This window comes from Rothia koreensis (genome assembly GCF_004136575.1).
GTDB lineage: Bacteria > Actinomycetota > Actinomycetes > Actinomycetales > Micrococcaceae > Rothia > Rothia koreensis.
The window spans coordinates 1-13,051 of sequence record NZ_NOIQ01000034.1; the positions used below are offsets into that span (position 1 = coordinate 1).

General features: G+C 65.5%; 11 protein-coding genes. 9 read left to right on the plus strand and 2 right to left on the minus strand.

The features are described 5' to 3' along the window. Nucleotides 1-740 precede the first annotated feature (740 nt). Together EWU68_RS12575 and uhpT are read left to right on the plus strand one after the other, a co-directional pair. A complete protein-coding gene (locus EWU68_RS12575; RefSeq protein WP_238692462.1) occupies nt 741-1,733 on the plus strand; it encodes an inositol monophosphatase family protein in 993 nt (330 codons plus the stop codon). 154 nt (nt 1,734-1,887) lie between these two features. After that, complete coding sequence (gene uhpT / locus EWU68_RS12580) at nt 1,888-3,315, plus strand: hexose-6-phosphate:phosphate antiporter (RefSeq protein ID WP_129316488.1); 1,428 nt, start codon at nt 1,888-1,890, stop codon at nt 3,313-3,315. Between the two features lie 470 nt (nt 3,316-3,785). Here uhpT and EWU68_RS12585 read toward each other — a convergent pair whose 3' ends face one another. Further along, complete coding sequence (locus tag EWU68_RS12585) at nt 3,786-4,373, minus strand: MarR family winged helix-turn-helix transcriptional regulator (RefSeq protein WP_129316489.1); 588 nt, start codon at nt 4,371-4,373, stop codon at nt 3,786-3,788. Nucleotides 4,374-4,465: 92 nt separating this feature from the next. Here EWU68_RS12585 and EWU68_RS12590 point away from each other — a divergent pair, with 92 nt between their 5' ends. The 7 genes from EWU68_RS12590 (at nt 4,466) to EWU68_RS12620 (ending at nt 12,136) form a co-directional block, all read left to right on the plus strand. Continuing rightward, on the plus strand, nt 4,466-5,389 hold the full coding sequence (locus EWU68_RS12590) for an SDR family NAD(P)-dependent oxidoreductase (RefSeq protein ID WP_129316490.1): 924 nt from the start codon (nt 4,466-4,468) through the stop codon (nt 5,387-5,389). A gap of 2 nt (nt 5,390-5,391) precedes the next feature. Then, nucleotides 5,392-6,303, plus strand: a complete 912-nt coding sequence (locus EWU68_RS12595; RefSeq protein WP_129316491.1) for an amidohydrolase family protein — start codon at nt 5,392-5,394, stop codon at nt 6,301-6,303. Nucleotides 6,304-6,306: 3 nt separating this feature from the next. After that, nucleotides 6,307-7,512, plus strand: coding sequence for an acyl-CoA dehydrogenase family protein (locus EWU68_RS12600; protein WP_129316492.1), 1,206 nt, complete (start codon nt 6,307-6,309; stop codon nt 7,510-7,512). 29 nt (nt 7,513-7,541) lie between these two features. Then, nucleotides 7,542-9,047 carry an acyl-CoA synthetase gene (locus tag EWU68_RS12605; RefSeq protein ID WP_129316493.1) on the plus strand — a complete coding sequence of 502 codons (1,506 nt, stop codon included), beginning with the start codon at nt 7,542-7,544 and terminating at the stop codon, nt 9,045-9,047. Nucleotides 9,048-9,113: 66 nt separating this feature from the next. After that, entirely contained in the window at nt 9,114-9,569 is a 456-nt protein-coding gene (locus tag EWU68_RS12610) for a MaoC family dehydratase (RefSeq protein ID WP_129316494.1), read from the plus strand. A 36-nt stretch (nt 9,570-9,605) separates the two neighbouring features. Continuing rightward, on the plus strand, nt 9,606-10,943 hold the full coding sequence (locus tag EWU68_RS12615) for an MFS transporter (RefSeq protein WP_129316495.1): 1,338 nt from the start codon (nt 9,606-9,608) through the stop codon (nt 10,941-10,943). 350 nt (nt 10,944-11,293) lie between these two features. Continuing rightward, a complete protein-coding gene (locus EWU68_RS12620; RefSeq protein ID WP_129316496.1) occupies nt 11,294-12,136 on the plus strand; it encodes an SDR family oxidoreductase in 843 nt (280 codons plus the stop codon). Between the two features lie 38 nt (nt 12,137-12,174). Here EWU68_RS12620 and EWU68_RS12625 read toward each other — a convergent pair. After that, the coding region (locus EWU68_RS12625) for an AEC family transporter (protein ID WP_165162147.1) at nt 12,175-13,051 on the minus strand (877 nt) is incomplete at its 5' end.

Sequence of the window (13,051 nt, forward strand, 5' to 3'; positions counted from 1 at the left end):
GCGTTGGTGCATGTGGGGTGGGGTGCGCGCACGGGTTGGGGCGCGGGAATCGACGCGCGGCCCGCTGGGTGGCGGTTACCCGATTCGGTGGTACTTCCCTCCAAAATGAGGGGGTTGAACCGCCACCTAACGGAAGTTCTCACCTCCCAATCGGGCAACCCCCACGCAGCTTCGGGACTCGGGGCCCGGCGGCGTCGCCCCCCCCGCGAGGTGGCAATCCCGTGCGGAAATCCTCCCGAGGTGGCAATCCCGTGCAGTTTCGACGCCCAAAATCGCACAACACTGCCACCTCGCCAGACAGAACGCACAACACTGCCACCTCGGCATCCGACGCCGCACAAATCGACGCCCGACGCCGCACAAAACTGCCGTTTCGATCCCAAAGCCCCCTGAGATCAGCGCGAAGTGGCAATCCCGTGCGGAAATCCTCCCGAGGTGGCAATCCCGTGCAGTTTCGACGCCCAAAACCGCACAAAGCTGCCACCTCGCCAGACAGAACGCACAACACTGCCACTTCGACCCCAGATCCCGCTGAAACCCCCGCGAGGTGGCACTCCCGTGCGGTCTCGGCCGCCAAAATCGCACATAGCTGCCACCTCGACCCAGAATCCGCACGAAACTGCCACCTCGTCGCCCCGTCACCCCTGGGCGTGACCAGTCCTGTTGCCACCCGTCGTGAGCCGAGCTACTTTACTCGGTGATCAACGTAACGAGGTCGACGTCGCCCGCGCCACACCCTAGTGTCCTGCGCTCTCGCGGGCCGCGACCTCGGGGAAACCAGCGCGGATCCGAGCGTCGACCCATGGCACAGGGGGTTGTTCATGGAACGCGTGGTCGACATCGCCGGATCGATCAACGGTCAGTTCGCTCTTCTCGCGTACCACGTGGTGGGTGAGGCGGCGGAACTCATCCGACGTCGCGCCTGCGTCACCGGTTTCGCCGGGCAGGTCCAGACCAAGAGCACCGCAACTGACCTGGTCACTGAGGTGGACCGGGCGTCGGAGAGTCTCATCCGGGCTCGTCTCCACCACTTCAGGCCGCGGGACACCGTGCTGGGCGAAGAGGGCTCGGACTCCATGGGGGACCCCAAGCAAGGGCAGCGACCGCCGGCCTGTTCGGTGGAGACCGACGAAACCGTGGCGTGCCGCTGGATTGTTGATCCCCTCGACGGAACGGCCAACTTCGTGCACGGCATCCCGGCCTATGCGGTGAGCCTCGCGTGCGAACGGGACGGACGGATCGTTGCCAGCGCGGTGGCCGATGTCGTTCAGCATCGAACGTATGTGGCCGCCCGTGGAATCGGAGCTTTTCTGGCCGACGCCGAGGGACGCACCGTTCGTCTTGAAGTGAGCCGTCCCGCGGAGCTGGGGCAGAGCATCGTGGCCACCGGCTTTTCCTGCATTCAGCAACGCCGCGCGGCACAATCCCGCGTCGCAGCCGAGCTCCTGCCGCAAGTGGCCGACCTGCGTCGTTTCGGCGCTGCCGCCCTGGACGGGTGCCTGGTGGCCGCCGGTGTCTTCGACGCCTACTTCGAACACGGCATCAGCGGATGGGATTTCGCAGGTGCCAGCTTGATTGCGGAAGAAGCCGGCGCCGTGGTGCGCGTTCCGAGTCCGGACGCCAGCTCGGTCGAGGGCGAGCTTGCCTTCATGTCCGCCCCGAGCATCGCTGATGACCTCACGGCACTCCTCGCATCCTGTGGTGCCGCAGGATGCCTGCCCCTCACCCAGTGATCGGCGCACGACGACGCCGCAGCCGTGCTGAACGCCACGGCCAGCGTCCGGACGCACAACCGTTCGCTCGATGAGGTCTGCCTCGCCGAATTCCCCGTTCGCGGACTCACCGCCCGCGGACACCCTCTTATTGTGTGGAAAAGAAGGAAGTCCAATGTCCGGATTGTTCCGACAGTTCGAATTGAAGAAGATCGCGCCCTTGGGCTTGTCGCCCGCGGAGCAGCGCAGGCTGTGGTTCAGGAATTTCATCAAGGCATTCCTGGCGATATACCTGACTTACGCCTGCATGTATCTGATTCGCACCAACTTCAAGGCCGCTCAGCCCTCACTCAAGGCTGATTTCGGAATTTCGACCCTGGAGCTGGGTTATATCGGCCTCGCGTTCTCGCTGACCTATGCGGTGGGCAAGGTGATTCTCGGGTACACGATCGACGGCCGAAACACCAAGAAGATTATCTCTGCGCTACTGATCTGCGGATCCGTGGTCGGCATCGTCTTCGGTCTGGCGCTCTCGGCGTTCGGCGCCGTCGTTGGTTTCTTCCTGGTTCTGTGGGCGCTCAACGGTCTTTTCCAGTCCGTGGGTGGGCCGGCATCATGCAACACGGTATATCGGTGGGTTCCGCGTAAACGAAGAGCCCTGTACATGGGCATCTGGAACACCTCCCACAACATCGGCGGCGCCCTGGCCGGTGCCATCGCGCTGTGGGGAGCCAACGTATTCTTCGACGGGCATGTAGCCGGAATGTTCATCTTCCCTGCGATCATCGGTCTGGTCATCGGTGCCCTCGGGTATTTCTGGGGCAAGGACGATCCCGAGGAGCTGGGATGGAACCGGTGTGAGGAAATCTTCGAGGAACCCGTGGAAGAGGAGAATGTCGCCGCGGAATCCATGACGAAGTGGCAGGTTTTCAAGAAGTACACGATCGCCAACCCCCTCATCTGGGTTCTGTGCGTCGCCAATGTCTTCGCCTATGTACTACGCATCGGCGTGGACAATTGGGCCCCGCTGTATGTGACCGAGCAACTTCATTTCTCCAAGGAAGCGTCGGTCAACACGATCTTCTACTTCGAGATGGGCGCCCTGATAGGTACCCCGCTGTGGGGCATCGTGACGGGTTGGTTGAAGGGCCGGAACGCCGTGGTGGGCATCGGCGGGTTGGTCGGTGTGGCGATTGGCTTGGTGGCCTATCAGCAAGCCACCACCGAGTTGGTCGTCAACGCATCGCTGTTCATGGTGGGTCTCCTGGTGTTCGCCCCGCTGTTCCTGATCCCGGTCGCGATCGTCGATATGGTCCCCAAGCGCGGACTCAGCGTATCCAACGGTATGGCCGGCCTCTTCGGCTACATGTTCGGCGACTCGATGGCAAAAGTGGGCCTTGCGGCGATCGCAGATCCCAAGCGAGATGGTTTGAACATCTTCGGATGGGTTCTCCATGGATGGGGATCCGTTTTCTCGGTCATGTATGTCGCCTGCGTGGTCTGCGCCGCGCTCTTGGTTGTCGTAGCCGTGGCCGAGGAACGGAAGATCCGTTTCTTGAGCAAGGCTGCCAAGGCCAACTCCGAGGAGAAGATGAAAGCCTGAACCACCAGGACGGGCGCGCACCGCATTGCCGCTTCGGCGCACGACGCCGTCTGACACCCTCGCGAGGTGGCAATCCCGTGCGGTCCTACCCGCGAGGTGGCAATCCCGTGCAGTTTCGACGGCAAATTCCGCACAAAGTTGCCACCTCGACCCAGGACCCGCTGAAATCGGCGTCGAGGTGGCAATCCCGTGCGGGAATCCTCCCGAGGTGGCAATCCCGTGCAGTTTCGACGCCCAAAATCGCACAAAGCTGCCACCTCGCCAGACAGAACGCACAACACTGCCACCTCGGCGCCCGACGCCGCACGAAACTGCCACTTCGACCCCAGAGCCCGCTGAAATCGGCGTCGAGGTGGCAATCCCGTGCAGGAATCCTCCCGAGATGGCAATCCCGTGCGGATTAGGCGGCCAAAATCGCACAAAGCTGCCACCTCGAGCCAGAATCCGCACGAAACTGCCACCTCGGCACCTCACCCCGCCGATCCTGCCCGCCCGAACAGCGCCTTGCCCAACAGGGCGACGAGTTGCCGGACTTCCGACTCGTCCAGCTCGGAGAGGGTCACCCGCTGGGCTCGGAAGATGCGCTCGCGCGCGTTCCGGCACACCTCGTTCCCCTCCCGCGTGGCCTTGACCCTGCGGATCCGTCGGTCCCGCTCGTCCGGGACCCGCTCGACCAGCCCCTCTCCCTGCAGTCGATCGACAAGGGCCACGATCTGACTGGGATCCAGGGTCAGCATCTCGGCCAATGCCTTCTGCGTCGGGGCACTCTCCTCTCCCGCCAGGCTCAGGACGCTGAAGGACCTGGCATTCAGCCCGAAGTCCCTCAGTTCCCGATTCGCATCCAGGGTTCCGACGGCACCCAGCTTCTCCAGCAGGAAGACCGCGTCCCGCGCGATCTCCGTCGACTCCAGCCCGCTCGCCGACCCGTGCGCCAGCCCGCGCGCCGGACCATCACCCGACCCACGCGCCGACCCCTCATCCAGCCCCCGCGCTGCCTCATCGCTACCCGGCCCGCGCAGGTCGGCCTTCGGCGGTTTCGATTCACCTCGATCAGTCATAGGGACATCATAGAACGAACCAACGATTGACAATTTCAATTATTTGGGTTTTGGTGACTGAAGATGTAACCCGAATCACGCTAGGAGTGGACATGACCCTGAAGGACAAAGCCGTCATCGTGACCGGGGCCGGGGCCGGGCTCGGGCTCGCCTACGCCCGCGAGATCGCTCGTCAGGGTGCCAAGGTGGTCGTCAACGACGTCGATCAGAAGGTTGCCGACGACGCCGTCGCGCTGATCCGCGGCGAAGGCGGCACGGCCACGGCGTGTGCGGTCGCGGTCGGGACCACCGAGGCGGCCACGCTCCTGGTCCGAACAGCGCTCGAGGCGTTCGGTCGACTCGACGGGTTGGTGACCAACGCCGGGATCCTCCGCGACAAGTCCCTGCTCAAGATGCAGGACGAGGATTTCGACGCCGTCATCCAGGTCCATCTGCGAGGCACCTTCACGTGCGTTCGTGAGGTCTTCCGGCATTTCAAGGAGAACGACGTCCAGGGGTCGATCGTGTGCATCGGTTCGCCCACCGGGCAACGAGGAAACTTCGGGCAGACCAACTACGCCGCGGCCAAGGCCGGAATCATCGGCATGGTCCGCACGTGGGCCCTCGAGATGAAGAAGGCGGGCGTCCAGATCAACGCGGCCGTTCCCGTCGCCTCGACCGCCATGACCCGCACGGTCCCGTATTTCCAGAAGGCCATCGAGGCTGAGGACGACGGCCGCCCGATGCCCTCGTTCTTCCGCCACGACCTCGGGTTCGGGACCGCGGACGACGTCGCCGGCCTCGTTGCGTACCTGGTCGGCGGCGATCTCGGTGAGAGCGGGCAGGTCATCGGCGTCGGCGGCGACCGACTGCAGGTGTGGACCCACCCGCAGCCCGAGGCGACCGAGTACCGCGACGGCGGCTGGGACTTCGACCGGCTCGCCACGGACCTCCCTGCCCTGGTCGACCAGCACCGCCAGTCGGTCGGGGAAGAATTCCTGCCCCTCCCGGATGATCTCCGCCCCGAGGAGAACTGACCATGACTCGTTACGAATGCGCCGTCGATCCCGCCGCCGTCTCGGCCATCGACGTCCACACCCACATCGAACAGGATTCCCACGGCCACGAGTCGATGCCCCACGAGTTCATCGCAGCGTCGGAGAAGTACTTCAGGGCCGGTGACCGGACGCCGCACCTCGAGACCATCGCCGAGCGGTACCGCGAGTGGGGCATGGCCGCCGTGGTCTTTACGGTCGACTCGGAGTCGGCCACCGGCCACCCTCCGATCAGTTCGGAGGAGATCGCCACACGGGCCGCGGACCACGCGGACGTGCTGATTCCCTTCGGGTCGGTCGACCCCCGCAAGGGGCGGTCCGCGGTGGAGCACGCCAGGAGGCTCGTCGAGGACAACGGGGTCATGGGGTTCAAGTTTCACCCCTCGCTGCAGGATTTCGACCCGTCCGATGACGCGTTCTTCCCCCTCTGGTCGGAGATCTCGGACCTCGGCGTTCCGGCGCTGTTCCACACCGGTCAGAACGGCATCGGCGCGGGACTGCGCGGCGGGGGCGGCATCAAACTGTCCAGGTCGAACCCGCTGCTCCTGGACGAGATCGCCGCCGAATTCCCGGATCTGGACGTGATCATTGCCCACCCCTCGGTTCCCTGGCAGGAGGAGGCCAACTCGATCGCGACGCACAAGTCCAACGTCTGGATCGACCTGTCCGGGTGGTCGCCGAAGTACTTCCCGAATTCTCTGGTCGCGTCCGCCAACCGGTTCTTCCCCGACCGGGTCCTCTTCGGCACGGACTACCCCTTGATCCCGCCCGACAAGTGGCTTCGGGCCTTCGAGGAGCGCGAGTTCCGTGACGAGATCCGGGAGGACATCCTCAAGAACAACGTCGCCCGTCTTCTCGGCCTGGCCCCGGAAGATCCCGCGAAGAAGGAGGACTGACCCATGCCCCAGACCGCCGACCCGCAGCATTCGCTGTTCCCGGTGTCCGATCCCCTGGGCGTCTCCGCGTCGCTGACCGACGCCGAGCGCGGCCTGCTCGAATCGCTCGAACGGACGCTGGCGGACGACGTCGCCCCCTACGTCAACGACGCGTGGGACCAGGGACGTTTCCCCGACCGCATCGTCCCGCCCCTCGTGGACCTGGACCTGGTGGAGCCGGTCGTGCTCGACGCCGATCCTCGTCCCTTGTTCCGGGGGTTCCGATGCTTCACGCTCGCGAAGACCGACGCGTCCGTCGCCACGTTCCACACGGCCCAGGCCGGGTTGTTCCGCACGGCCGTTCTCGAGGGCGGGGACGAGGAGACGATCCGCGAGTGGAGACCCAAGATCGCCTCGTGGGAACGGTTCGGGGTCTTCTGCCTGACGGAACCCGACCACGGTTCGGACGTGGCCGGCGGCCTCGCGACCACGGCCCGGCGCGAAGGCGACGCGTGGCGGCTGACCGGGGCCAAACGATGGATCGGCGGCGCGACCCAGGCCGATTGGCTGGCCGTCTTCGCCCGGGATGAGGACGACAGCGAGGTCAAGGGATTCCTCGTCCCGACCGATGCCCCCGGGGTCGAGATGGAGACGATTCAGGGCAAGGCCGCCCTGCGGATCGTGCAGAACGCCCACATCACCCTGGACGACGTCGAGGTCCCCGAATCGATGCGCCTCAAGAACGTCCGATCCTTCCAGGACGTCGCGAGAATGTTGCGCCTCATGCGCTCCGACGTCGCGTGGATCGCGGCGGGTGTGGCCGCCGGCTCCCTCGAAGCGGCCCTCCGCTACGTCACGGGCCGCGAACAGTTCGGCATGTCCGTCGGCTCCTTCCAGCTGATCCAGGAAAAGCTCGCCCGCATGCAGGGAAATGTGGCCCAGTCCGTGTCGATGTGCGCGTCCCTCTCCGAGGCACAGGAGAACGGGTCCTACCGGGACGAGCACTCGGCCCTGACCAAAGCGACCGTGTGCCTCCGGATGCGCGAAACCGTGGCTCTGGCCCGGGAGGTCTGCGGCGGAAACGGGATCACGTTGGAGGCCGACGTCGCCCGCTTCTTCGCGGACGCCGAGGCCATCTACTCCTACGAGGGATCGCACGAGATCAACAGCCTGATCGTGGGGCGCTCGCTGACAGGGATCGGCGCCTTCGTTCCACGGCGCCGGAGCTGACACGACAGGTCCAGAACAAAGGAGTTCCCATGACCATCATTGACTACGGGATAGGCACCTACCCGGCCCGCCGTGCCAAGATTCGCGGCGACGACGTCGCCATCTCCTTCGAGGGAGAAGACACGACCTACGCCCGGTTCGCGGGCCGCGTGACCCGGCTCGCCAACTCCCTCAAGGATCTCGGCGTATCGCCCGGGGACCGAGTCGCCTACGCCGGGTTCAATCATCCGGCGCTGTTGGAGACGTTCTTCGCCACGACCCTCGTCGGCGCGGCGTGCGTGCTGGTCAACCCGCGCCTCGCCGCCCCCGAGGTCGAGTACATTCTGCGGGATTGCACGCCGTCGGTCGTTTTCTTCGGCGAGGACCAGGCCCAGAATGCCGAGCGGCTGCGCGCCGGGACCGACCCGGAGGTCCGGTGGTTCGGCGTCGACGACGGCGGCTTCGAGTCGCTGCTCGCCGCCGGGTCGGACGGCGACGCCGTGGTGCCCCTCGACGAGGACGACACGGCGCTCATCATGTACACCTCGGGAACCACGGGCAATCCCAAAGGCGTCATGCTGAGCCACCGCGCCCTGTTGTTCCAGTATTTCAACGCAATCCTCGGTGAGGACTTCCGCCAGGACGACGTCAACCTGTCCGTCGCACCCCTGTTCCACATCGCCGGCCTGAACATGTTGGCGGTGCCGACCTTCATGATGGGCGGGCGCATCATCATCCACCGGCGCTTCAAGGCCGCGGAGGCTCTTCGCGCACTCGCCGAGCATCGCGTGAACTCCGCATTCATGGTTCCGGCGATGCTCGACGCCGTCGCCCACGAGGAGGGCTTCGACGCGGCCGACCTGTCCATGCTGCGCAACCTCATGGTCGGTGGGGCGCCGCTCCCGGAGCGCATGTTCACGACCTGGGCGAGCAAAGGAATCTCGATCAGCCAGGGGTTCGGCATGACCGAGACGGCCCCTGGGATCCGCATGCTCGACCCGCGCGACGGGATCGTCAAGGCCGGGACGGCGGGGAGGGAGCACTTCTTCACCGAGTCACGCGTCGTCGACCTCAACGGGGAGGACGTCGCGCCCGACGAACCCGGAGAAATCTGGGCCCACGGCCCCAACCTCATGACCGGTTACTGGGGCAAACCCGACGAGACCGCGGCGGTCCTCCAGGACGGGTGGTACCGCACCGGCGACATCGGAAGCGTGGACTCGGACGACTACCTGCGCATTCACGACCGTATGAAGGACATGTACATCTCCGGCGGCGAGAACGTGTACCCCGCCGAGGTGGAGAACGCGCTGCTCAACATCGCCGGGGTCGCCGAGGCCGCGGTGATCGGCGTCGACGACGACCGGTGGGGCGAGTCCGGAGTGGCTTTCGTGGTTCTCGACCCCGGGGAGGACCGAACCGGGGACGACATCCGGGACGACGCTCTGACTCGGCTGGCCAGGTACAAGGTGCCGCGCGAGGTGTTCGTCGTCGACGACATGCCCAGGACCACGACCGGGAAGATCCGCAAGAACATCCTGCGGAAGACCTACTGAATTCATGCCCTTCCGAGCGAGGACGGGCGACAACGACAACGACAACGACAACGACAGGAGTACATCATGACCGCCAAGAACGTCACGCTGGCCGAACTGCAGGACCTCGTGGGCCAGGAGCTCGGCCCCTGCGAGGCCCGTGAAATCACGCAGGACCAGGTCAACACCTTCGCGGATGCGACCGGGGACCACCAGTACATTCACGTGGACCCCGAGCGCGCCGCAGAGGGCCCGTACGGCACGACCATCGCCCACGGATTCCTGACCCTGTCCCTGACCCTTCCGATGTTCGCCGAGATCCTCGAGGTCACGGACGTGTCTGCCAAGATCAACTACGGCCTGGAGAAAGTGCGTTTCCCCGCACCGGTGAAGGTCGGCGAGCGCGTATCAATGACCTCGGTCGTCGCGGACGTGAAGGAGATCGACGGCGGGGTCCAGCTCGAGGTGGACAACGCCGTCACGGCCGAGGGCGCATCCAAGCCGGCCGTCGTCGCCCGATCCGTCCTGCGCTTCTACTCGTGATGCGCCGGCCTCCGTCGGCAGAAAGTTGAGAGAGCCATGAGCACCACCGATCCGAACACCACGTCGGCCCACCTCAGGGCCCGGGATCTCCAGCGTGAGGCGAGAAGGGTCATCGCGTCGAGCTTCATCGGCAGCACGATCGAGTACTACGACTTCCTGCTCTACGCGACCGCAACAGCCCTCGTGTTCCCGCACGTGTTCTTCACCAACCTGGACCCGTTGGCCGGCGCCATCGCTTCTGCGGGAACCTTCGCGGCGGGATACATCGCTCGGCCTCTGGGAGGTGCCGTGTTCGGCCACTTCGGCGATCGCCTCGGTCGGAAGAAGATGCTGGTGCTGTCGATGGTGGCCATGGGCTCCGCGTCCACGCTGATCGGGCTGGTTCCCGGTCAGGCGAGCATCGGCTCCTGGGGCGCGATCATCCTGATCGTACTCAGGGTCCTGCAGGGTATCGCCATCGGGGGCGAGTGGGGCGGAGCTGCTCTCATGGCCCTCGAACATGCCAAGGGCGGCCGGCGAGGGTTCGCGGCGTCGTTCACGAATGCCGGAGCGCCCATGGGAGCCGCTCTGGGCACCACGGTCATGGGTCTGGCCAATCACTGGACGGGTGACGCCTTCCTCGAATGGGGCTGGCGCATCCCGTTCCTGCTGAGCGTGGTGCTGCTCGCGGTCGGCGTCTTCATCCGGTCCAAGATCTCCGAATCACCGATCTTCCGGGAGGCGGTCGAGGAGGAGAGGAAACAGGGCGACCGGCCCAAGCTGCCGATCTGGCAGATTCTGAGACGACCGAAGAACCTGATCCTGGTCATGCTGGGAGGCGCGGGCGGATTTGCGCTCCAGGCGGTCATCTCGATCTTCGCCGTGGGATACGCGGTCGACCACGGGGCGGACCGGTCCACGGTCCTGTATCTGTTCGCGGCGGCGTCGATCGTCAGCATCCCGTGCGTCGTGGGTTGGGCCCGGTTGTCCGACGTCGTCGGCCGCAAGCCGGTGATGATCGGGGGAACCGTTGTCTATCTGCTGCTGATCTTCCCGATGTTCTCCTGGTACGCGTCGGGCCAGGCCGGTTGGATCTTCCTGGCCATGGCGATCGGCCTCTGCTCCCATGCCGCGATCTTCGGTCCCCTCGCGGCGTTCGTGTCCGAACAATTCGGAACCACCGCACGCTATACGGGCGCGTCCCTGGGGTACCAGTTGGCGACGCTCATCGGGGCCGGGTTCACCCCCACGATCATCACGTCGATCTTCGCCAAGGCCGGCGGGGAGATCGCTCCGGTCCTGTGGTACCTGATCGGGATGGGCGCCCTCTCGGGGATCTTCATCCTGCTCACGCGGGAGTCCAAGAACAATGATCTGGAAACCTACGAGCACTGAGCCGATCGGGGCCGCGCCCGGGCGCGAGGTGGCAATCCCGTGCGTCGCGCGTGCCGAGGTGGCAATCCAGTGCGTCGCGCGTGCCGAGGTGGCAATTTTGGGACGAAAAACGGCGAATTCAGTCCCAAAATTGCCACCTCGACGGAAGAACCGCACCGCATTGCCACCTCGGGAGCAGACGACGCCGACCAGACGACGTCGCCCCAACGCCCAGACGACGCCGCCCCGCTTCGCTCGACCAACTAACGGATCAGTAGACTGCTCGTGCGTTCCATGACAACCACGCCGCACGTCAGGGACCGGTTCGTCCGCGTCCTCGTCGTCCGCGACACAAGACAAGGAGGCACCCCGTGAGCGAGTCCCCGGTCAGCAACCAGTCCGCGTATCAGGGAAAGGTCGCGGTGATCACCGGGTCCTCCCGAGGCATCGGCAGGAGACTCGCGCTCGACCTGGCTGCGCAAGGCGCCTCCGTCGTCGTGAACTACCGGACGAATCACGAACTCGCCGCCGAGGTTGTGGCAGAAGCCGAGCGCCTGGGCGGGCACGCGATTGCGGTCCGGGCCGACGTCGAAACCCCCGAGGGCGTATCCGCGCTCTTCGACGCCGTCGCGGAGCAGTACGGCCGCCTGGACGTGTTCGTCAACAACGCGGCCGCGGCAGCCTTCAAGAAGATCATGGACTTGAAACCCCACCATCTCGACCGCTCGTACGCCATGAACGTCCGCCCCTTCGTTCTCGGCGCCCAGGAGGCCGTCAAGCTCATGGACGACGGCGGCCGGATCGTCGCGGTCACGAGCTACGGGAGTCGCCAAGGTTTCGCGACCTACGCCGCCCTGGGATCCTACAAGGCGGCCGTGGAATCATTCATCCGCTACATGGCCGTGGAGTTCGCACCGTACGGAATCACCGTGAACGGGGTCAATGGCGGGCTCATCGATTCGGACAGTCTGGCCTTCTTCTACGGCCAGGAGGGCATGCCGGATATGCAGCAGGTGGTCGACCAGATTCCTCTCCAGCGTCCCGGCACCGTGGAGGACATGGCCAACGCGATCGAGTTCCTCATCTCTCCGCAGGCTGGTTACATTACGGGGCAGACGATCGTCGTCGACGGCGGTCTCACGGTTTCCGCTCCGCCGCGGTATTCGGAGGTTTCCGACCCGATGACCCTGCCCGAACGCCCCACCCGGTCCTGACGAATCGGGCCTGACCTGGAAGGTCGGGACCGGAGTCATCACGCGTTACTGAGCACCGCCGAGAACACGACGAGAACGGGCACCGCCACGATGAGGCTGAGCAGCACCGCGTCGCGAGCGAGCGCCGTCGATCCGGGGTAGCGCAGCGAGTAGACGTACACGTTCTGGGCGGTGGGCAGGGCCGAACAGAGCACCGGCGCGAGCAGCTCCTTGCCGCTGAACCCGAAGACCCAGGAGCCGATCACGACCGCGACGAGCGGAGCCGCAACGGTCTTCAGCGCAACGGCCAGGACGATGCCGGCAGTGTCGCCGTTCCGGAACTGCCTGCCGTTTCGTCTGAGGGACATGCCGAAGGCGAGGAGCATCAGGGGCACGGTCGCCTGGCCCACGAGCTCGAACGGGGTCAGGACGGGATCCGGAAGATCGAGGCCCAGGGCGTTGACCGCGACGCCGGCGAGTGAAGCCACCACCACCGGGTTGCTCAGGGGCCGAAGGAACCGCCGCCACGCGCTGCCGCCGGAAGAGCTGATGAGGTCCAGCAATGCCAGGACGATCGGTGCGACCAGGACGAGTTGAAACAGCAGGACGGGCGGGATGATCTCGGCGCTGCCGAGGACGTACGTCGCGATGGGCAGACCGAGGTTGGCGGCGTTGACGTAGCTCGAGGCGAGGGCGCCGATCAGGGCCCGTTGCACGCCCCAGCGCGCTATCGCGGCCACCACGACGAAAGCCACCATCATGGTCACGGACGAGAGAACCACCACCAGGGCGTCGGGGTGCACGAGTCCCGCGAGGTCCGACGTCGCGAGGGTGGAGAACATGAAGGCAGGGAAGGCGAGGGTGAAGGCCGTCTTCGAGAGCACCTGGCCACCGTGTTCGCCCAGCAGGCCGATGCGCGACACCACCCATCCGGCG